Raw genomic sequence first — 20,703 nt, forward strand, 5'->3', positions numbered from 1 at the left:
ATAGGGCTCAGGCGTCGATGCCGAGCAGCTTGCGCAGACGCGCGACGTGCCCGGTGGCCTTGACGTTGTACTGGGCGAGAGTGATCGTGCCCTCTTCGTCGAGGACGAAGGTCGAGCGCAGCACGCCCTCGACGACCTTTCCGTAGTTCATCTTCTCGCCCCATGCGCCGTAGGCCACGTGCACGGCGTGGTCAGGGTCGCTCAGCAGCGTGAACGTGAGTCCGTCGCGCTCGCGGAACTCTGCGAGCTTCGCCGGCTCGTCGCGCGACACACCGACGACTCGGTACCCGGCGCCCTGCAGCGAGGAGATGCTGTCCCGGAAGTCGCAGGCCTGAGTCGTGCAGCCGGGAGTCATCGCGGCCGGGTAGAAGTACAGCACGGTCTTCTGTCCGCGCAGGTCCTCGAGTCGGACGGTTTCGCCGTCCTGGTCGAGGAGGGCGAAGTCGGGGGCAGCGGTTCCGGGTTCGAGGCGCACAGTCACGTCCCCAGCCTAGCGGCCGGGTGCCTGCTCGGCCTTGTCAGCGAAGGTCTGCAGCAGCCGCTGCAGCGAGTCGAGGCGCGCGCGCCCCGTCTCGTTGAGTTCGCCGCTCTCGGCCGCTTCGATGAGGGCGCAGTCGGGAGCATCCGCGAGATGGGTGCAGCCTCGGGGACAGTCCCGGGCGATGAGCGCCAGCTCGGTGAAGGCGGCGAGGATGTTCGCCGGATCGACGTGGCCGAGGCCGAAGGAGCGGACTCCGGGGGTGTCGATGACCCACCCTGTGCCTTCAGGTCCTTCGTAGCGCAGCGAGACGGTCGAGGAGGACGTGTGACGCCCTCGTCCGGTCACCTGGTTGACGTGGCCGGTGGCGCGCAGCGCGCTCGGCACGAGGGCGTTCACGAGCGTGGATTTGCCCACACCGGAGTGTCCGACGAACACCGTCGAGTGGCCGACCAGGGCCGCGCCGATCTCGTCGACTGGCATCTCCTCCTGTGCGCTGGTGAAGACACGCAGGTCGAGTCCATCGAAGTGCGACAGGAAGGCGGTGGGATCGGCGAGGTCGGTCTTGGTGACGACCAGGAGGGGGCGGATGCCGGCATCCAGCGCAGCCACGAGGTAGCGGTCGACGAGTCGTGCTCTCGGCTCGGGGTCGGCGGCGGCGACCACGACGAGCATCTGATCCGCGTTCGCGACGATCACCCGCTCGACCTGGTCGGTGTCGTCGGCGCTGCGCCTCAGCAGAGAAGTGCGATCCGCGATGCCGATGATCCGCCCCAGCGTCCCGTCTTCGCCGGAGATGTCACCGACGACCTTCGCGTGATCTCCCGTGACGATCGGGTTGCGACGGAGCTCTCTCGCACGTGCCGCCGTGATCATGCGCTCTTCGGAGGTGTCCTCGTCGATCAGCACGGAGTACCGGCCGCGGTCGACGCCCAGGACGCGTCCGATCTGCGCATCGTCGTGTGCGGGGCGACGTTTGGTACGAGGCCTGTTCGCCTTGGGATTGGGGCGCGTGCGGATGGTGCTCTCGTCGTACTCCTCGAAGCCGTCTTCGAGGTCGTCGGAGTCGTCGAGCCAGCTCACGCGGATGCGCCCCGCAGCATCCGCTCCCAGAGAAGGGTGAACTCGGGAAGCGTCTTCGACGTCGTGCCGATGTCGTCGATCTCGACACCGGGCACACGGAGACCGATGAGGGCTCCTGTCGTCGCCATCCGGTGATCGTGATGCGCCGCCCATCCGCCGCCGTGCAGCGAGCGCGGAATGATGCGGAGGCCGTCGGAGAGCTCTTCCGCCTCGCCGCCGAGGGCGCGGATGTTGCCGATGAGGGCGGCGATCCGATCGGTCTCGTGCAGCCGGATGTGGCCGATGCCGCGGATAGTCGTGGGGCTCGAGGCGAACGCGGCCAGCCCGACCAGCGTCGGGGTCAGCTCGCTCGCCGCGGAGAGGTCCATGTCGAGTCCATGGATCTCTGAACCGGCCTTGACCGTCAGCGTGCCGCTGTGGCGGCCCACGTGCGCGCCCATGGCCTGCAGGATCTCGGGAAGAAGCGCTCCGGGCTGCGTGGAGTGCACGGGCCACCCGGGTACCGACACCGAGCCCCCTGTGACGAGTGCCGCGGCGAGGAACGGTGCCGCGTTCGAGAGATCGGGCTCGATCGCGATCTCCTTGGCACGGGGGACACCGGCCTCGACGAGCCACTCTCCGGTCGCGGGACGTTCGATGCGGATGCCGCGCCGGCTGAGCGCCTCGATCGTCATGTCGATGTGGGGGAGGCTCGGAAGGTGCGACCCGGTGTGGACGAGATGGAGTCCGACGTCGAAACGCGGGGCGGCGAGCAGCAGCCCCGAGACGAACTGGCTCGAGGCCGAGGCGTCGATCTCGACGCGCCCGCCGCGGATGCGACCGTGGCCGCGGATGGTGAACGGCAGCGCCCAGGTGCCCTCGTCGTCGATGTCGACCCCGAGGTCGCGCAGTGCGCTGATCAGCCCGCCCATGGGCCGGTGCAGCGCCGTCTCATGGGCGGTGATATGCACGTCGTGCTGCGAGAGCCCTGCGAGCGGGGTGATGAAGCGCATCACCGTGCCTGCCTGACCGCAGTCGACCGTCGTGCCGCCGACGAGCTTCGCGGGCGTGATGACGAGGTCCGGTCCGAACTCCCCGTCGCCCTCGACCTCTTCGATCCCCACGCCGAGAGCGCGCAGAGCGTCGACCATGCGACGGGAGTCGTCGGAGTGCAGAGGAGCGATCAGGCGGCCCGGGCCGTCGGCGATCGCGGCGATGATGAGCTCGCGATTCGTGAGGGACTTCGACCCCGGAATCGTCACGGTGGCACGGACCGCATCAGTGGTGGATGGCGCGACATAGACGCCCTGGACAGGGGAGGGGGAATACCTGTTGGCGCTCATCGGTTCCCACCTTAGTAAACGCGAGTGTCCGCCAGAGAGAATGGCGTCCGCTCGATGAGAAGGAGAGAGCATGCTCGCAACGCTGGAACGCGAGTCCGTGGACCTCAGCGGCCTAGACTGGCCGGTGATGGATGACACGGCAACCGCAGAAACGGTCAGCGACCCTCGGCGCGAATTCGAGGAGCAGGCGATCCCTTTCATGGATCAGCTCTACGCCGCGGCCATGCGCATGACCAGGAACCCCGCCGATGCAGCGGATCTCGTGCAGGAGACGTTCGTGAAGGCGTACGGCTCGTGGGCGACGTTCTCGCAGGGAACGAATCTCAAGGCGTGGCTCTACCGGATCCTCACCAACACGTACATCAACATCTATCGCAAGAAGCAGCGCGAGCCGTTCCAGGGCACGATCGACGAGCTCGAGGACTGGCAGCTGGGTGGTGCGGAGTCGACCACGGCGTCGCACGGCCGATCGGCCGAGGCTGAGGCGATCGACCACATGCCGGCATCCGTCGTGAAGGACGCGTTGCAGGCTGTACCCGAGGACTTCCGGTTGGCGGTGTACCTCGCTGACGTCGAGGGGTTCGCCTACCAGGAGATCGCGGACATCATGAAGACACCCATCGGCACCGTGATGAGCCGCCTGCATCGTGGCAGGCGGATGCTGCGGGAGCTGCTGGCTGAGTACGCCGCGGAGCGGGGAATCTCCGCGGCCGACCCGAGGAGCAAGAAATGACCGACTGCGGCTGCGACAAAGCCCGCAAGGATCTCGAGGAGTACCTCCGCAACGAGGTGTGCAACACCGAGCACACCGAGATCCGTGAGCATCTCGAGAACTGCCCGTCCTGCCGGGACGAGGCGCTCGTCGCGACGACCCTCACGGAGGTCGTGGCCCGAGCATGCAAGGAGACGGCCCCCGAGGAGCTGCGCGACCAGGTGTTCGCGCGACTGCGAGAGGTCCAGTCGGCTCAGCACTGAGGGCAGTCCGCCCGAGCCATGGCTGCCCGTAGGGTGGTTGTATGACGGTCATCGACTCACGAGACATCCCGGCTGACACCGAATCCACCGAGCGTCTCGCGGCTGGTTCGCTCACGTATCGCGTCGTCGACTCGTCCGACGAGACTCGCGCTGAGCTCTTCCAGCGAGCGACCACGCGAGGGTTCCTCGGTGCAGAGCCGTCGGCGGAGGAGCTGGCCTTCGGAGGGGAGACCTTCGACGCCCGTCGCAACACGGGCGTCTACGAGACCGCCGCGGCCGACACGATGCCGGTCGCGACCATCGACTCATGGGTGACTCCGGTGACGCTCCCCGGCGGCGGAGAGCTGCCGATGTGGGCGATCAGCGGCGTCACCGTCTCCGCCACGCATCGACGCCGGGGGATCGCCAGGGCTCTTCTCGAGGGCGAACTGCGCTCCGCAGCGGCCGCGGGAGTGCCGATCGCCGGTCTCACCGTCTCCGAAGCGACGATCTACGGCAGGTACGGCTTCGGCTCGGCGCTGCCGATGGCGAAGTTCACCGTGGACACGCGCCGCGCCGGGTGGGCAGGGCCCGCCGTCGAGGGGCGTGTCGAGTATGTCGATCGGGAAGCCCTCGCCGAGGCGCTGGGCACAGTGCACGACCGCGCACGGAGCGCGCGCTCCGGACAGATTCCCGGCTGGCCGTCGCGGTGGACGGGGATCGCGGGGCTCGCGCCGGGCAACACCGACGGCGCGAAGGTTCGCGGAGTCCGCTTCGTCGATCGGGACGGCGAGGTGCGCGGAGCGATGGCGATCGCACTGCGCGACGGCAGCGGATCGTTCCGGTTCGCCCTCGACGTCCGGCTGCTAGTGGCGGAGACCCCGGAGGCGACGGCAGCCCTCTGGCAGTTCGCTCTGCAGCACGACCTCGTCGACGAGGTCACCGCGGATCTCCGTCCGCTGGACGACGCTCTTCCCTGGCTCGTGCGCGACCCGCGCGGTGTGACGCAGACCGTTCACGACCACGGCTGGCTGCGGATCCTCGACATCTCGAGCGCGCTCATGGCGAGGACATACTCCGCGCCGCTCGACGTGGTCATCCGCGTCGGCGACCCGCTCGGCTTCACCGCGGGCGACTGGCGACTGCGTGTGGATGCTCAGGGCGCTGCGTCCATCGAGGCGGTCGACGACGCGGACACGGTGGATGCCGAGCTCGACATCTCCGCGCTCTCGATCCTGTACGCCGGCGGTGTCCGCGCCGCATCGCTGCACGGCGCAGGACGCATCGTCGCTCACCGCGATGTCGTCGAGGCTCTCGACCGGGCGTTCGTCTCGTTCCCCGCGCCGGCGCTCGACATCTGGTACTGACGCGGCGTCATACCGGCATCCGCCGCGCTTACGAAGAAGGAGCCTCGACGGTGTCGTCGAGGCTCCTTCTTCGTGCGGTGGGGTCGTTCAGCCCAGGGTGAGGGCGTCGCGGAGCAGCTTCGCCTGCTCTGCGGCGTGCACCTTCGACGACCCGGTGGCAGGAGATGCGGATGCCGGACGCGACACCGGACGGAAGGTCCGGTCGCCGGGCACGTCGGCGAAGGCGAGCGCGAGGAACGGCCACGCTCCCTGGTTCTCCGGCTCCTCCTGAACCCAGACCAGTTCCGCGTTCGGGTAGGAGTCGGTGATCGCCTTGAGTCCTTCGATCGGCGTCGGGTACAGCTGCTCGAGCCGGACGAGGGCGATCTCGGGGTTCGGGTTCTTCTCGAGTTCTGCGCGCAGATCCCAGTGCACCTTGCCCGAGTGCACGAGCACGCGCCTGACCGCAGTGCGATCGAGATCGCGCGAATCGTCGAGGACGGGCTCGAAGCGTCCTTGCGTGAAGGCCTCGACCGGGCTCGTCGCACCGCGCAGACGCAGCATCGCCTTCGGGGTGAACACGATCAGCGGCTTGCGCGGACGAGCATAGGCCTGACGACGCAGCAGATGGAAGTACGAGGCAGGCGTCGACGGACGCGCGACGATCATGTTGTCCTGCGCGCACATCTGCAGGAATCGTTCGATGCGCGACGACGAGTGATCCGGGCCCTGACCCTCGTAGCCGTGGGGAAGGAGCAGCGTGACGCTGGACTGCTGGCCCCACTTCTGCTCGGCCGCCGAGATGTACTCGTCGATCACCGACTGCGCGCCGTTGACGAAGTCGCCGAACTGCGCTTCCCACAGCACCAGTGCCTCGGGCGCTTCGACCGAGTAGCCGTACTCGAATCCGAGCGCCGCGTACTCGCTCAGGAGGGAGTCGTAGACGAAGAAGCGACCCTGCGAATCGGAGAGGTTCGACAGCGGCAGCCACTCCTGGCCGTTGGCGCGGTCGTGCAGAGTCGCGTGACGCTGCACGAACGTGCCACGGCGCGAGTCCTGACCGGCAAGGCGCACGGGGGTTCCCTCGACGAGAAGCGAGCCGAAGGCGAGCAGCTCTCCGAAGCCCCAGTCGATGTTGCCGTTGCGGCTCATGTCGAGACGCTTCTCCAACTGCTGCTGCAGCTTGGGGTGCACCGTGAAGCCCTCGGGCTTGTTCACGAACGCGTCGCCGATGAGCTGGATGACCTCGTTCGAGACGCCGGTGATCTCGGGGGCGCCTACCTGCTCGTCGGCAGGCGGAGCATCCTGGACGACAGGCGTCGTACCGGTCTCGGCGGCGTGCGTCTCGGCGAACGCGATCTCCAGACGATTCTGGAAGTCGGCCTTCGCCTCGTCGTACTCCTCCTCGGTGATGTCGCCTCGACCGACGAGCGACTCGGTGTACAGCTTGCGTACGGAGCGCTTGGCCTGGATCAGGTCGGTCATCAGCGGCTGGGTCATCGAGGGGTCGTCGCCCTCGTTGTGGCCGCGGCGGCGGTAGCAGACGAGGTCGATGACGACATCGCGGTGGAAGCGCTCACGGTACTCGAAGGCCAGCTGTGCGACGTGGATGACGGCTTCAGGGTCGTCTCCGTTCACGTGGAACACCGGAGCCTGAATCGTCTTCGCGACGTCGGTGGAGTACACCGAGGTACGAGAGTCGTTCGGGAGGGTCGTGAAACCGACCTGGTTGTTCACGACGACGTGGATCGTGCCACCCGTGCGGTATCCGCGAAGCTGCGACATCTGCAGCGTCTCGACGACCACGCCCTGGCCAGCGAAGGCGGCGTCGCCGTGCACGAGGATCGGCAGCCAGGCGAAGGTTCCGATCGGCTTGCGGTCCTGCTTGGCGCGCACGATGCCCTCGAGGACTCCGTCGACGGTCTCGAGATGAGAGGGGTTCGCAGCCAGGTACACCGGCAGCTCGGACCCGTCGTCGGCGACGAACGTGCCCTCGGTGCCGAGGTGGTACTTCACGTCACCGGATCCGCGCTGGTTGCCCGGCGTCTGCGTGCCCTCGAACTCCTGGAAGACGTGACCGTACGTCTTGCCGGCGATGTTCGTCAGGACGTTCAGACGTCCACGGTGCGCCATGCCGATCGCCGCACCCTCGAGGCCTGCGGTGGCCGCACCCTGGAGGATCTCGTCGAGCAGCGGGACGAGCGATTCGCCGCCCTCGAGAGAGAAGCGCTTCTGACCCACGAACTTGGTCTGCAGGAAGGTCTCGAAAGCCTCGGCCTCGTTGAGCTTGCGGAGGACGCGGAGCTGCTCGTCATGACCGGGCTTCTGGTACTTGACCTCGACCTTCTCCTGGAACCAGCGACGCTGCTCGGGGTCCTGGATGTGCATGTACTCGATGCCGAGCGTGCGGCAGTACGAGTCGCGCAGGACACCGAGGATGTCGCGGAGCTTCGCGATGCGTCGTCCACCGAATCCACCCGTCACGAACTCGCGGTCGAGGTCCCAGAAGGTGAGGCCGTGGCTCTCGATCTCGAGGTCGGGGTGCGAGCGCTGCACGTACTCGAGCGGGTCGATGTCGGCCATCAGGTGGCCGCGCACGCGGAAGGAGTTGATGAGCTCCTGCACGCGGGACTGCTTGTCGACGCGCTCGGCGAGGTCCACCGCGATGTCGGGGTTCCAGCGGATCGGAGCGTACGGGATGCGGAGGGCTGCGAAGATGTCGTCGTAGAAGCCGCGCTGGCCGATGAGCAGCTCGTGCACCTTCTTGAGGAACTCGCCCGAGCCCGCGCCCTGGATGACGCGGTGGTCATAGGTGCTCGTCAGCGTGATCGTCTTGCCGATAGCCAGCTCGTTGAGCGTGCGCTCACTCGCTCCCTGGAACTCCGCCGGGTATTCGAGGGCGCCGGCGCCGATGATGCAGCCCTGGCCCTTCATGAGACGAGGCACGGAGTGCACGGTGCCGATGCCACCCGGGTTCGTCAGCGAGACCGTGGTGCCCTGGAAGTCCGCCGCGGTGAGCTTGTTGTTGCGGGCGCGGGTGACCAGGTCTTCGTAGGCGACGAGGTACTCGCTGAACGAGAGGGTGTCAGCGCGCTTGATGCTCGGGACCATGAGCGCGCGCGTGCCGTCGGGCTTGGGCAGATCGATCGCGATGCCGAGGTTGACGTGCGCGGGTGCCACCACCGACGGCTTGCCGTCGATCTCGGCGTAGAACACGTTCTGGCTGCGGAACTCGTCGAGGGTGCGGATGAGCGCCCACCCGATCAGATGGGTGAAGCTGATCTTGCCGCCCCGGGTGCGAGCCATGTGGTTGTTGATGACGATGCGGTTGTCGATCATCAGCTTCGCAGGCACGGTGCGGACGCTGGTCGCGGTCGGGACGGTCAGGGACTCGTCCATGTTCGCGGCGAGAGTCTTGGGGAGGCCGCGGAGCGGCGTGACCTTGTCTTCCTCGACGGGCTCGGCGGACTCCGGTGCCTCGGCCTTGGGGGCGGGCTTCGGCGCCTGCGCCGGGATGGGCGCCGCCGCAGCGGGCTTCGTCGTCGTGCGTGCGACGGGCTGTGCGCCGATGACGGGGATCGGGGCGGTCACAGGGTGCGCGGGCTGCTCTGCAGCGGGTGCGGGAGCTGAGGTACCGGTCGCGGCATCGGACTGGTACTTCTCGAGGATCGGCCACCACTCCTTGTCGACGGAGTCGCGGTTCACCTTGAACTGCTCATAGAGCTCTTCGACGAGCCAGGAATTGGCTCCGAACCCCCCGTCGCCCCCGACGCCGGTCACCTGGTTCGACACGCTGGATCGCCCTCTTTCATCGCTGAATCCCATATGTGCACGCCACGACGCAGGATGCGTTCGGGCCCGCACACTCTCGATCTCCAAGCCTAACGTGTTTCCACACGCAATCGTCGAAGGCGTGCGCCTTCGACGCCCGATCTGAGTAGCGTGGAGATATGGAATTCTCCGGCGAGTCGCCCACAGTCGATCTGACCTATTCCGACGTGTTCCTCGTGCCGCGCCGATCGGCCGTCACCAGCCGTCTGCAGGTCGACCTCGCGCCGCAGGACGGCACCCCCGCGACGCTTCCGCTGGTGGCATCCAACATGAACTCCGTCACGGGTCCACGTCTCGCGGCCGTCCTCGCACGGCGGGGCGGGCTCGGAGTGCTGCCGCAGGACATGCCCCTGCAGGATCTCGATGCCGCGATCCGCGACGTCAAGGCGCAGCCGGTGCTGTGGGACACGCCTGTCGTGCTTCCCCCTGCGGCGTCGGTGTCGGACGCCCTGCGCCTGATGCCGCCGACAGCCGGGCACGGGATCGTGGTCGCATCGGGGTCGGCTCCGCACCACGTGGATCAGATCCTCGGAGTCCTCCCCGCCACACGGCTTGCGACGGCGCTGCCGGATGCGCAGCTGGGCGATCTCGTGCACACCGGAACTCCGTCGCTCGACGCGGATGACATCGGGTCCGAGCGCCATGCGTTCGATGTGATCACCGACGCGGGCGTCGAGATGGTGACGATCGCGCACCACGGGCATCTCGTCGGTACGCTCAGCGCCCGCAGTGCGCTGCGCTCGACCCTGTATCGTCCCGCGGTCGACCGCGACGGCCGACTCGCGGTCGCCGCAGCCGTGGGGATCAACGGCGATGTGGCCGCGAAGGCCGAGGCGCTCGCCGCCGCGGGGGTCGACGTGCTCGTGGTCGACACCGCGCACGGGCACCAGGAGGGCATGCTCCGCGCTCTGAGTGCCGTGTCGGAACTCGGGCTCGGGATCCCGATCGTGGCGGGGAACATCGTCACCGCCGACGGGGTCAAGGACCTGGTCGAGGCGGGTGCCTCCATTCTCAAGGTCGGAGTGGGTCCCGGTGCGATGTGCACCACCCGCATGATGACGGCAGTCGGACGCCCGCAGTTCTCCGCGGTGCTCGAAACGGCTGAGGCGGCACGCGAACTCGGTGCGCACGTCTGGGCCGACGGGGGAGTGCGCTACCCGCGCGACGTCGCTCTCGCGCTCGCCGCCGGCGCCGCATCCGTCATGGTCGGGTCGTGGTTCGCGGGCACGATCGAGGCCCCTGGCGAACTGCAGAGCGACGCCGAGGGTCGTGTCTTCAAGGAGTCGTGGGGCATGGCATCCACGAAAGCCGTGCAAGCGCGGTTCGGACGCCTCGACGCATACGAGCGGGCTCGCAAGGAGCTCTTCGCGGAGGGGATCTCCTCATCGAAGATCTACCTCGATCCGCTTCGTCCCGGCCTCGAGGACCTGCTCGACATGATCACGTCCGGCGTGCGCTCGTCGTTCACCTACGCCGGGGCGTCGTCCGTTGCGGAGTTCCACGAGCGGGCGCTGGTCGGTCTGCAGTCCGCCGCCGGGTACGAAGAGGGCAAGGCCCTGCCCATGATGTTCTAGTAACACGAGGAATGTGGCGGGCACGCTCCGAGATGCGTCGGCGCGCATCGTCGGGTTCCGGCAGAGTTGGAGATCATGGACGAGGCAGCGTACGTACCGAATGAGCTGCTTTCACGGCTTGTCGGTGAACGGATGTACTCCGTCGAGTTCGTCGTCAACGACTATGTGCAGTTGAGATTTGAAGGCGCAGAAGCCATGCCTGTTGTGCTCAACTGTTACGTCTGGCCAGTCATCGAGTTTGCTGGCCAGGTTTGGCGTGAAACAGATCTTGGGTATGCCGACGCACTAAGAAAATTGACGCCCGGCATTGTCAGGTCTACTTCAGAGGGGTCTGGCTCGGGTATCCGAATCATTCTTGACACGGGCACCGTGGTGATTGATCCCGCATTGGGCGACGTCTACGTCGAGATTGCGGAGATCATGGGGTTCAGCGACGGATCGTGGATGGTCTGGCGACCGGGCGAAGACAGCTTTGAGGACTTGGTGTCAACCGCGTAGCGGTCGGCTGCCGCTAAGGAAGCCGACTACTCCTTCGGAGGCATCACGCCGAGTGTGACGAGGACAAGAAACAGGAGCCCCACTGCGACGAAAAGCACACCCCCGACGCGGTTGAGGTGTACTTGGAAGCGGCGCATCCTCTGCGTCATCATGCGTCGCTGTCCCCGCCTCTCTGCGAACGCTTCGATTGCGTCCGGTCGTAACGCGAACAGAAGCCCCATCAGGATGGCGAGGACGCTCCAGACGAGGATGAAGAGGGCAGGTCCGGACATGAGCCGAGCGTATCGGTCAAAAGGCAGCAGACCCGATCGTCCTCACGCGCCGACACGCGTATGTTCCCGCACGCGTGTCGCTCCCGCGTAGTTGGGCAAGGCCCTGCCGGTCAGCTGGTAGCCGCCCTCGCCCGCAGAGCGATCCCGTAGAATCGTGCTCACTATGGACGACCCTCCCAGTTGTAGTACATCGCCCCACTGCCCGCCCCTCGCCCGCGAGGGGAATCGTTGATGGATTACATCCTGCTGGGCGTGGGGCTTCTGCTCACTGTCGGCACCGGATTGTTCGTCGCGAGCGAGTTCGCTCTGGTCAATCTCGACCGTGCCGATCTCGAGGCCCGGCAGGCTCGGGGCGAATCCCGTCTCTCCCTGACGATCAGCGCCCTCAAGCACACGTCGACCCACCTGTCGTCGGCGCAGCTGGGTATCACGCTGACGACGCTGCTGACCGGTTACACGATGGAGCCGGCACTCTCGAACCTGCTCGGTCCCACACTCGTCGCCTGGAGCATCCCCGAGGCGGCCGTCGGCCCGATCGCGACGATCGTCGCGATGCTGGTCGCCACCGTGCTCTCGATGATCCTCGGCGAGCTCGTGCCCAAGAACTTCGCGCTCGCGCTTCCGCTCGCGACGGCGAAGCTCGTGATCCCGTTCCAGGTCGCCTTCACGACGATCTTCAAGCCGGCCGTGGTCGTGCTCAACGGCAGTGCCAACGGAGTGCTCCGCAGCATGGGGATCGAGCCGAAGGAAGAGCTCTCGGGCGCCCGCAGCGCCGAGGAGCTGTCCTCCCTGGTGCGGCGTTCCGCGAGCGCCGGCCTGCTCGAGGCCGACACCGCGAGCCTCCTCGACCGGACGCTCACCTTCTCGCGGCTGACGGCCGCCGACGTGATGACCGCTCGCCCCAGCATGCATGCGCTCGCCGCGGGCGATTCAGCGGACGACGTCATCCAGCTCGCCCGGCGCACAGGACACAGCCGGTTCCCGGTCTACGACGACGATCTCGACGACATCACGGGCGTCGTGCACCTGAAGGCGGCGATCTCGGTTCCCCGCGACCGACGGGCGGAGGTGCCGGTCGGTGCGATCTCCACCGATCCGCTGCGGGTGCCGGAGACGGTGCATGTGGATGCGCTGATCTCGGAACTCCGAGCCCGCGGATACCAGCTCGCGGTCGTCGTCGACGAGTACGGCGGCACTGCCGGACTCGTGACTCTCGAGGACCTGGTCGAGGAGCTGGTGGGAGAGGTGTCCGATGAGCACGATCGGACGAGAGCCGGCGTCGTCCGGGGCCGCGACGGCATCACCTTCCCCGGAGAGCTGCGACCGGACGAGCTGCGCCATCGTGCGGGCGTCGAGGTGCCGGAAGGCGACGTGTACGACACTGTGGCCGGGTACGTCATGAGCGTGCTCGAGCGCGTGCCGTCGGTCGGCGACGAGGTCGCCCTCGACACCGGAAAGCTGCAGGTGGTGCGCATGGACGGACGCCGCGTCGACCGCATCCGATACGTTCCGAGTCCCGGCGAACCAGGAGAGGTGGTCTCCCGATGAACGACTGGGGAGGACTGGCCTGGCTGGTCGTGCTGCTCGTCGCGAACGCGTTCTTCGTGGGCGCCGAGTTCGCGGTGATCTCCGCGCGCCGTTCGCAGATCGAGCCGAAGGCCGATCGAGGATCGCGCGCCGCGAAGACCGCTCTGTACGCGATGGAGCACGCGACCCTGATGCTCGCGACGTCGCAGCTCGGCATCACGATCTGCTCGCTGCTGATCCTGAACGTCTCGGAGCCGGCGATCCACCACCTGCTCGCCGTGCCGCTGCACGCGATCGGCTGGTCGGATGGCGTCGTCGATGCGGTGTCGTTCACGATCGCACTGCTGATCGTGTCGTTCCTGCACGTCGTGTTCGGCGAGATGGTGCCGAAGAACCTCGCGTTCTCGATCCCGGATCGCGCCGTGCTGATCCTCGCGCCGCCGCTGGTGCTGGTGTCGAAGATCTTCATGCCGGTGATCTGGGTGCTCAACGCGGCTGCCAACGGCGTGCTGCGGCTGTTCCGGGTCGAGCCCAAGAACGAGGCGGCGTCGACGTTCACCCTCGACGAGGTGGCGACGATCGTGGATCAGTCGCGCCGCGAGGGCGTTCTCACCGACACGGCGGGCACGGTCGCGGCGGCCGTCGAGTTCACCGACAAGAAGGCCAGCGATGTGGCCGTGCCGCTCAGTGATCTCGTGACGCTGCCGCAGTCGACCACGCCTGATGACATCGAGAAGGCCGTCGCCCGCTACGGCTTCTCGCGCTATGTGATCGTCGACGGTGACGACGTACCCGTGGGGTACGTCCACCTCAAGGACATCCTGCGCGCTTCTGATGGCCCGGATGCCGCCGAGAAGCTCGTCGAGCCGCTGCCGTCCAAGCGCATCCACCACATGGTGCCCGTGCAGGAGGACACCGATCTCGAGGATGCTCTGGCGGTCATGCGCCGTGCGGGCCGGCATCTGGCGAAGGTGCGGGATTCCCAGGGGCGCACCACCGCCGTGCTGTTCCTCGAGGACATCCTCGAAGAGCTCGTCGGAGAGGTGCAGGACGCGACCCGTCGCATCCGCGGTCACTAGCCACCGCATCACGACATCGCGACATCACGATGAGGCCCTCCGATCTCGTACGGATCGGAGGGCTTCATCGTCTTCCCGGAGCAGTCAGCGCCAGAGCGCGCGCTCGTACTGCGGAGGCCACGACACGTCGGCGCCGAGCTCGTGGGCCGCGCGCAGCGCGAAGTGAGGGTCGCGCAGCCATTCTCGGCCCGCGAAGATCGCGTCTGCTGCGCCATCGGCGAGCACTTTCTCGGCCTGCTCGGCGGCGGTGATCAGCCCGACTGCGGATACCGGGATGCGTCCGCCCTGGCGGACGGTCTCGGCGAGCGGCACCTGGTAACCGGGGAACACACTGATCTGCTGATGTGCGACCAGGCCTCCGCTGGAGACGTCGATCAGGTCGGCCCCACGCGCGGACGCCCACTCGCCGACGGTCGCGGCCTCGTCTGGCGTGAAGCCGCCGTCGGCGTGATCGGTCGCGGAGATGCGCACGAACAGGGGCACATCGTCGCCGGCGACGCCGCGCACGGTCTCCACCACGCGCAGGAGGAGGCGCGCCCTGTTCTCGAGAGTCCCTCCGTACTCGTCCTCTCGGAGGTTCGACAGGGGGGAGAGGAACTGGTGCAGGAGATAACCGTGCGCCCCATGGATCTCGAGGACGTCGAAGCCGGCGTCCAATGCCCTGCGCGACGCAGTGGCGAAGCCGTCGACCACGGCCTCGATGCCGTCGGAGTCGAGCGCGACCGGGGAGGCGAAGCCCTCGTAGGCGACGGCGGACGGTGCGGTCGTGGTCCAGCCGCCCTCGCTCTCGGGCACGGACCCGCGCTCGTCGGCCCACGGCCACCACGTCGACGCCTTGCGTCCGGCGTGCGCGAGCTGGATCCCGGCGGACGCGCCGCGCGCGTGGATCGCCTCGACGATCGGCTTCCACGCATCACGCTGCTCGTCGTTCCAGAGCCCGACATCGCGCGGGGAGATTCGGCCCTCCGGCACCACGGCGGTCGCCTCGGCAACGATGAGGCCGGCGCCGCCGGACGCGAACTGGGCGAGGTGCGTGTGGTGCCACTCCTGCACGACGCCGTCGACGGCGCTGTACATGCACATGGGTGATACCCAGAGACGGTTGCGGAACGTGGCAGATCGGATGCTGACGGGGGAGAAGAGAATGCTCACCCTCCGACGCTACTGCGCAGATGAGGTGGGGAGGGTCGTCGCACTAACGTGGAGTCATGTCCGATGTGCGCGAATGGTCCCGTCACGACTCCGTGCGGTGCGTGCGGGTTCCGGGGCCGGAGGACGACAAGTACTCGCGCGGTGTCGTGGGATTGCGTACCGGCTCATCGACCTACCCCGGCGCCGCGGTGCTGGGCGTCGAAGCCGCGTGGCGCACGGGCGCGGGTTTCGTGCGGTACATCGGAGACGGGCGTGCGGCGGACGCCGTGATGGCGCGTCGCCCAGAGACCGTCGTCAGCCCCCAGGCGGCCGGCGCGCGTGTCGGAGCGTGGGTCATCGGATCGGGGACGGACCCGGCGATGCGGACGGCCGACGATGAGCGTGAGCTGCGGGGCATCCTCGACGGCGAGGGGCCGGTGGTGGTCGATGCCGGTGCATTGGATCTTGCCGCAGGATCGCGAGCGCCGCTGCTGCTGACCCCGCACGGGCGCGAGTTCGCCCGGCTGCAGGAGCGGATCGGATCGGCTCCGCAAGAGGACCGTGCGCGCGCGGCGGCGGATGTCGCGATACGGCTCGGCGCGGTCGTGCTTCTCAAGGGCGCGCAGACGCTCATCGCGGACCCCGACGGCTCGGTGATCCGCGTGGATGCGGGCACCGGGTGGATGGCGACGGCGGGCACCGGCGACGTGCTCGGCGGCGTGCTCGGCGCGCTGCTCGCCGCGAACCCTGATGCTCCGCGCGCGGAGGTCGCGGCATCCGGAGCCTGGCTGCACGGGCACGCGGGGCGGATCGCCGCAGGCATCGGTGCACACGGCGGCGGGCACGGGCATCCGATCGTCGCCCTCGATGTGGCGGAGGCGCTTCCTCTCGCGATCGCGGACGTCCTCGCGTGAGCCGCAGCAGGGCCATGCGCCCCCTCGCGCTCTGGAGCGCCTTCGTGCTCGTGCACGTCGTCGTCGCGGTGGCGGGATGGTTCTACCCGAGCCAGCCGATGGGCGATGTCGTGCTGGTGTACGAGCCCTGGTCATCGGCGGCGCTCTCGGGCGGTCCGATCGTCGGGATCACCGAGACGTGGGTGTATCCCCAGCTCGCGCTCGTGCCGATGCTTCTGGCGAAGATCCTCTCCGTGCCGCTGATCACGGTGCTCGGCGTCTCCGAGGCGTACCTGATCGCCTGGGCCGTCCTCGTCACCGTGTTCGACGCGATCGCATTCGCCGCGCTGATCGGGCGTTCGCACTCTCAGCCGCGAGAGACAGCCGCGTGGTTCTGGACCGCCGCACTGCTGCTCCTCGGACCGATCGCGCTCTACCGGATCGATGCGATCACGGTGCCCCTCGCGGTGATCGCGGGGCTCTGGCTCACCCGTCGACCGGCTGCCGCGGCCGCGCTGCTCGCGATCGGCGCCTGGATCAAGATCTGGCCCGGAGCGCTGCTGCTCGCGGCACTCGTGGCGGCGAGAAGCCGCATGCGGATCCTGCTCACCGCTGCGGCCGTGACGGCCGGCGTCGTCGCGCTTCTGTTCCTGCTCGGTGCCGACACCGAGATCCTCGGATTCCTGACCCAGCAGACCGGACGCGGCCTGCAGATCGAGGCGGTCGCAGCCACGCCGTTCCTGTGGCTCGCGGCGGTCGGTTCCGCTCGCATCGAGTACAGCTTCGAGATCCTCACGTTCCAGATCGACGCGCAGGGAGCGGATGCCGTCGGCGCGGCGCTCACACCTCTGATGGCGGTTCTCGTCGTCGTCGTCACGGTCGTCGGCGCGGTCAAGGCGATGCGAGGAGCATCCTTCCCTCGCCTCTTCCCGCCGCTCGCGCTGTCACTCGTCACTGCGCTGATCGTGATGAACAAGGTCGGCTCGCCGCAGTTCCAGACCTGGCTGATCCCGCCGGTGATCCTCTGGCTCGTGCTCGACCGCGCGCGAGCCGCCGTTCCTGCCGTCCTCGTGCTCACTCTCTGCGCGCTCACGTGCCTCGTCTACCCGCTGAACTACGACGCACTGCTGCGAGCCGAGATGCTCCCCGTCGCGATCCTGACTCTGCGGAACATCCTGCTCGTCGTGGCCCTGGTCGTCGGCATCCGCGCCGTCGTCCGAGTGCCCGCACACCGACCCTCAACGAACCGGGAGTGAAACCCATGCTGATCGCCTTCTCCGTCGCCCCGAGCGGCACCCCCTCCGACGGATCGGAGCGCTCGGACGCCTCCGTGCACGACGCGGTCGCCGCCGCAGTCCGCGTCGTAAGGGAATCGGGCCTTCCGCACCGCACGACAAGCATGTTCACCGAGATCGAAGGACCGGACTGGGACAGCGTGATGGACGTGGTCAAGCGTGCGACGGAAGCCGTGATGCCGTTCGGCTCGCGGGTGTCGCTGGTGCTCAAAGCCGACATCCGCCCCGGTTACTCCGGAGAGCTCGATGCGAAGATCGAGCGACTCGAAGCGGCGATCGACGAGTCCGACACCCCGTAGACTCGACGGGTGAATCCCTCGACTGAATCGAGGGGTGCGGCGAAGTGGGCGCTCCTCTCCCTCGCCATCGGCAGTTTCGGCATCGGCATGACCGAGTTCGTCGTCATGGGCCTGCTGCCCAACATCGCAAGCGAGCTCCTGCCCACCCTGTGGGCCAGCAGCCCCGAGGACGCGCTGAGCCAGGCCGGCTGGCTGATCTCGCTCTACGCCCTCGGCGTCGTGGTCGGCGCGCCGACCATCGCGGGCTTCGTCGCGCGATACCCGCGGCACCGCGTGATGATCGGCCTCGCGGTGGCGCTGACCGTCTTCAACGCGCTCACGGTGGTCCTGCCGACGTTCGAGCTCGTCGGCGCGTCTCGCTTTCTCGCAGGTCTGCCGCACGGTGCCTACTTCGGCATCGGGGCCCTCGTCGCCGCCGAGGTCATGGGACCGGGAAACCGCGCGAAGGGTGTCGCCTTCATCCTCACCGGTCTCACCGTGGCGAACGTCGTCGGGGTGCCGCTGGGAACCTTCCTCGGCCAGATGTGGGGATGGCGGGCGGCTTTCGCCGTCGTCACTCTCGTGTTCGCGTTCGCGACGGTCTGCATCGTCTTCTTCGTGCCGGAGCACCCCGGTTCGCCCGGGCGGACGATGCGTGAGGAGCTCGGTGTCTTCCGCATCCCGCAGGTCTGGTTCACCCTCGGGGTGGGGGCGATCGGCTTCGGCGGATTCTTCGCGGTCTACAGCTACATCGCCCCGCTCGTGACGGATGTCGCCGGCTCACCCGAGTGGGCGGTTCCGATCATCCTGGTGCTGATGGGGCTGGGGATGACGCCCGGAAACCTCGTGGGCGGACATCTCGCCGACATCGACCTCCGCCGCACGCTGCTGTTCGGGCTCGCTGCGATGGCGGTGGTGTTCGCGCTTCTCGCCGTGTTCTCGTTCTGGATCATCACGCTCGCGCTGCTCGTGTTCGTCGTCGGCTTCGTGTCGTCGGTGCTGAGCCCGACCATCCAGACCCGGCTGATGGACGTGGCGGGAGACACCCAGTCGATCGCGGCAGCCATGAACCACTCGGCGCTCAACATCGGCAACAGCCTCGGTGCCTTCCTCGGCGGTGTCGTGATCGCTGGCGGATGGGGCTTCACCGCCCCCTCGTGGACCGGCGCGGCGCTCGCGGTGGCAGGGCTGCTGATCGCGCTCCTGTCGTATCGGGCGGAGGCCCGCAGGCCCGCGTTCGCTCCTGCCTGAACCGGTGTCGCGGTCGTAGAGTGAGCGTGTGAGCGAGCCTGACGACCTCCCCGTGGCAGGGACGGCTGTACTGCTGCGCGCCGCTGAACGAGGCTTCGAGGTGCTGATGATGCGCCGACCCGACCGCGGATCGTTCCCCGGTGCCTGGGTCTTCCCGGGAGGCAAGGTCGAGCAGCACGATCGCCGGGACGGCGATGATGAGCAGGACCACGCGCGTCGCGCTGCCGTCCGCGAGACGTTCGAAGAGGTCGGCCTCGTCATCACCGATCCTGTCGTCGTATCCCGGTGGCAGCCGCCAGTCGAGGCGCCGGTCCGCATCAGGACCTGGTTCTTCCTTGCAGACGCCCCGGACGCCCAGGACAGCGCGCTGCGGATCTCTGCCGATGAGGTGGTGGATGCGGCGTGGGTCACGCCCGCTGACGCGCTGCGGAAGCACTCCGCCGGAGAATGGATGCTCTTTCCCCCGACCTGGGTGACGCTGCATCAGCTCACTCGGTTCGAGAGCACCGAAGAAGCGCTCTCTGCGGGTGGCGTCGCGAGGCACTTCTCGACGAGGGTCGTCGAGTCGGACCTGGGCACCGCCTTCGAGTGGGAGGGGCTGCGTCTCGAGACCGGCTCGCTGCCGTGGCGGATCGTTCCGAGCTAGCTGTCGAGCAGTCGGCGCAGATGCCTGCCGACCGCTTCGGTCTCGATGAGGAACCCGTCGTGACCGAAGTCGCTGCTGAGGACGACCGCCTCGTCGCCGTCGAGGGTGTTCGGGATGCTCCGCGCGATGCGGTGCTGTCCGTCGACGGGGAACAGCCTGTCGCTGTCGATCCCGAGCACGAGGGTGGTGGCGGTCACGGTGCGGAGCGCCTCCTCGACCCCTCCGCGGTCGCGTCCGACGTCGTGCGAGTTCATCGCCTCGACGACCGTGACGTAGCTGTTCGCGTCGAAACGCCGGGTGAACTTGTTGCCGTGGAAGTCGAGGTACGACTCGACCGCGAATCGTCCGCCGTGCCCGAGAGGCGACACACCTGACTGCCACGAGCGCTGGAACCGCTGATTGAGTTCGATGGGGCTGCGATAGCTCAGCAGCGCCATGCGTCGAGCGAGAGCGAGGCCACGGTGCGGACCGTCTCCGTCCGCCAAGTCGTAGTACTCGCCGCCCTGGAAGCGCGGATCCATGCGGATCGTCTCGAGCTGCACCGTGTTGAGGGCGATCTGGTCGGCGGTCGTCACCGGGGGCGACGAGAGCACGGCGAGGCGTTCGACGCGCTCGGGGTGGGAGACCGCCCATTCGAGTGCGTGCATGCCGCCCATCGAACCGCCGACGACGGCTGCCCAGACGTCGATGCCGAGAGCGTCTGCGAGCCGCACCTGGGCTGCGACCTGGTCGCGGATCGTCAGGTACGGGAAGCGCGATGCCCACTCGTATCCGGACGGCGCGATGCTCGCGGGTCCCGTGGACCCCTGGCATCCGCCGAGCATGTTCGGAGCGATGACGAACCAACGGTCGGTGTCGATCGGCGCACCGGGTCCGACGATGTCGTCCCACCAGCCGGTCGTGGGGTGCCCGGCCCCGGCTGCGCCGCGCACGTGGCTGTCGCCGGTGAGAGCGTGCAGGATCAGGACCGCGTTGTCGCGCGCCGCATTGAGCTCTCCCCAGGTCTCGTAGGCGAGGCGGATGCCGGGGAGCTCCGAGCCGCTCTCAGTGGGGAAGGCACCGAAGGAGGCGAAGCGGCGTCCGCCGGCGGGGTCTCCGTCGCGCCAGGCGCCGGTCGCGGGTGGTCGCGCGCGGAGCAGACGTACGTCGGCCTCCGTCACGGGCGCCGAGGGCACCGTGTCTTCAGAGGTCGTCTGCCAGTCCATGCTTCCATTCTCGCCCGGCAGGCGATGCGTCGGACGAACG

At 68.0% G+C, this 20,703-nt stretch carries 19 protein-coding genes; 12 read left to right on the forward strand and 7 right to left on the reverse strand.

Translation table 11 applies throughout. From position 1 onward, the window contains the following. Positions 1 to 7: 7 nt before the first annotated feature. The 3 genes from bcp to aroA are packed head-to-tail and all read right to left on the reverse strand — an operon-like array spanning position 8 to position 2,883. The gene (bcp, locus tag MRBLWH13_RS04275) at positions 8 to 481 is read right to left on the reverse strand and encodes a thioredoxin-dependent thiol peroxidase (RefSeq protein WP_056308432.1); all 474 of its coding nucleotides are present in this window, start codon (positions 479 to 481) and stop codon (positions 8 to 10) included. A gap of 9 nt (positions 482 to 490) precedes the next feature. After that, positions 491 to 1,561, reverse strand: a complete 1,071-nt coding sequence (rsgA, locus tag MRBLWH13_RS04280) for a ribosome small subunit-dependent GTPase A (RefSeq protein WP_341957065.1) — start codon at positions 1,559 to 1,561, stop codon at positions 491 to 493. Beyond that, positions 1,558 to 2,883, reverse strand: coding sequence for a 3-phosphoshikimate 1-carboxyvinyltransferase (gene aroA, locus MRBLWH13_RS04285; RefSeq protein WP_341957066.1), 1,326 nt, complete (start codon positions 2,881 to 2,883; stop codon positions 1,558 to 1,560). Before aroA ends, rsgA begins: the two co-directional genes overlap by 4 nt. A gap of 127 nt (positions 2,884 to 3,010) precedes the next feature. On the opposite strand from aroA, the gene MRBLWH13_RS04290 reads away from it, so the two are divergent. The 3 genes from MRBLWH13_RS04290 to MRBLWH13_RS04300 are packed head-to-tail and all read left to right on the forward strand — an operon-like array spanning position 3,011 to position 5,204. Beyond that, positions 3,011 to 3,616, forward strand: coding sequence for a sigma-70 family RNA polymerase sigma factor (locus MRBLWH13_RS04290; RefSeq protein WP_341957067.1), 606 nt, complete (start codon positions 3,011 to 3,013; stop codon positions 3,614 to 3,616). Further along, positions 3,613 to 3,858 (forward strand): zf-HC2 domain-containing protein, encoded by a 246-nt coding sequence (locus MRBLWH13_RS04295; protein ID WP_053095677.1) that lies wholly within the window; start codon positions 3,613 to 3,615, stop codon positions 3,856 to 3,858. Before MRBLWH13_RS04290 ends, MRBLWH13_RS04295 begins: the two co-directional genes overlap by 4 nt. Positions 3,859 to 3,899: 41 nt before the next feature. Further along, a complete protein-coding gene (locus tag MRBLWH13_RS04300; RefSeq protein ID WP_341957068.1) occupies positions 3,900 to 5,204 on the forward strand; it encodes a GNAT family N-acetyltransferase in 1,305 nt (434 codons plus the stop codon). Between the two features lie 87 nt (positions 5,205 to 5,291). On the opposite strand, the gene MRBLWH13_RS04305 is transcribed toward MRBLWH13_RS04300, so the two are convergent. After that, on the reverse strand, positions 5,292 to 8,975 hold the full coding sequence (locus tag MRBLWH13_RS04305) for a multifunctional oxoglutarate decarboxylase/oxoglutarate dehydrogenase thiamine pyrophosphate-binding subunit/dihydrolipoyllysine-residue succinyltransferase subunit (protein WP_341957069.1): 3,684 nt from the start codon (positions 8,973 to 8,975) through the stop codon (positions 5,292 to 5,294). A 158-nt stretch (positions 8,976 to 9,133) separates the two neighbouring features. Here MRBLWH13_RS04305 and MRBLWH13_RS04310 point away from each other — a divergent pair, with 158 nt between their 5' ends. Together MRBLWH13_RS04310 and MRBLWH13_RS04315 are read left to right on the forward strand one after the other, a co-directional pair. Continuing rightward, on the forward strand, positions 9,134 to 10,588 hold the full coding sequence (locus MRBLWH13_RS04310; RefSeq protein WP_341957070.1) for a GuaB1 family IMP dehydrogenase-related protein: 1,455 nt from the start codon (positions 9,134 to 9,136) through the stop codon (positions 10,586 to 10,588). A 75-nt stretch (positions 10,589 to 10,663) separates the two neighbouring features. Further along, positions 10,664 to 11,086 (forward strand): hypothetical protein, encoded by a 423-nt coding sequence (locus MRBLWH13_RS04315; protein ID WP_341957072.1) that lies wholly within the window; start codon positions 10,664 to 10,666, stop codon positions 11,084 to 11,086. A gap of 26 nt (positions 11,087 to 11,112) precedes the next feature. Here the strand turns inward: MRBLWH13_RS04315 and MRBLWH13_RS04320 are convergent, their stop codons facing one another. Next, positions 11,113 to 11,358 (reverse strand): hypothetical protein, encoded by a 246-nt coding sequence (locus tag MRBLWH13_RS04320; protein ID WP_341957073.1) that lies wholly within the window; start codon positions 11,356 to 11,358, stop codon positions 11,113 to 11,115. A 231-nt stretch (positions 11,359 to 11,589) separates the two neighbouring features. Between MRBLWH13_RS04320 and MRBLWH13_RS04325 the strand changes: the two genes are divergently transcribed. Further along, positions 11,590 to 12,906, forward strand: coding sequence for a hemolysin family protein (locus MRBLWH13_RS04325; protein ID WP_341957074.1), 1,317 nt, complete (start codon positions 11,590 to 11,592; stop codon positions 12,904 to 12,906). Then, the gene (locus MRBLWH13_RS04330; RefSeq protein ID WP_056509089.1) at positions 12,903 to 13,964 is read left to right on the forward strand and encodes a hemolysin family protein; all 1,062 of its coding nucleotides are present in this window, start codon (positions 12,903 to 12,905) and stop codon (positions 13,962 to 13,964) included. The genes MRBLWH13_RS04325 and MRBLWH13_RS04330 overlap by 4 nt, the downstream gene beginning before the upstream one ends. An 84-nt stretch (positions 13,965 to 14,048) precedes the next feature. Here MRBLWH13_RS04330 and MRBLWH13_RS04335 read toward each other — a convergent pair whose 3' ends face one another. Then, positions 14,049 to 15,116: an NADH:flavin oxidoreductase/NADH oxidase gene (locus MRBLWH13_RS04335; RefSeq protein ID WP_341957075.1), complete on the reverse strand. Its 1,068-nt coding sequence runs from the start codon at positions 15,114 to 15,116 to the stop codon at positions 14,049 to 14,051. A gap of 56 nt (positions 15,117 to 15,172) precedes the next feature. Between MRBLWH13_RS04335 and MRBLWH13_RS04340 the strand changes: the two genes are divergently transcribed. Genes MRBLWH13_RS04340 through MRBLWH13_RS04360 form a run of 5 tightly spaced genes read left to right on the forward strand, consistent with a single transcriptional unit; the run spans position 15,173 to position 19,458 of the window. Further along, entirely contained in the window at positions 15,173 to 16,009 is an 837-nt protein-coding gene (locus tag MRBLWH13_RS04340) for an NAD(P)H-hydrate dehydratase (RefSeq protein ID WP_341957076.1), read from the forward strand. Then, positions 16,006 to 17,244, forward strand: a complete 1,239-nt coding sequence (locus MRBLWH13_RS04345; protein WP_341957077.1) for a glycosyltransferase 87 family protein — start codon at positions 16,006 to 16,008, stop codon at positions 17,242 to 17,244. Before MRBLWH13_RS04340 ends, MRBLWH13_RS04345 begins: the two co-directional genes overlap by 4 nt. 5 nt (positions 17,245 to 17,249) lie before the next feature. Continuing rightward, a complete protein-coding gene (locus MRBLWH13_RS04350; protein WP_056509100.1) occupies positions 17,250 to 17,582 on the forward strand; it encodes a thiamine-binding protein in 333 nt (110 codons plus the stop codon). Positions 17,583 to 17,591: 9 nt separating this feature from the next. Continuing rightward, positions 17,592 to 18,812: an MFS transporter gene (locus MRBLWH13_RS04355; RefSeq protein WP_341957078.1), complete on the forward strand. Its 1,221-nt coding sequence runs from the start codon at positions 17,592 to 17,594 to the stop codon at positions 18,810 to 18,812. 28 nt (positions 18,813 to 18,840) lie between these two features. Further along, the gene (locus tag MRBLWH13_RS04360) at positions 18,841 to 19,458 is read left to right on the forward strand and encodes an NUDIX hydrolase (RefSeq protein WP_341957079.1); all 618 of its coding nucleotides are present in this window, start codon (positions 18,841 to 18,843) and stop codon (positions 19,456 to 19,458) included. On the opposite strand, the gene MRBLWH13_RS04365 is transcribed toward MRBLWH13_RS04360, so the two are convergent. Next, complete coding sequence (locus tag MRBLWH13_RS04365) at positions 19,455 to 20,663, reverse strand: homoserine O-acetyltransferase (protein WP_341957080.1); 1,209 nt, start codon at positions 20,661 to 20,663, stop codon at positions 19,455 to 19,457. The two genes, MRBLWH13_RS04360 and MRBLWH13_RS04365, sit on opposite strands and share 4 nt — an antisense overlap. Positions 20,664 to 20,703 lie beyond the last annotated feature (40 nt).

The sequence above is a fragment of the Microbacterium sp. LWH13-1.2 genome (assembly GCF_038397735.1).
Lineage (GTDB): Bacteria > Actinomycetota > Actinomycetes > Actinomycetales > Microbacteriaceae > Microbacterium.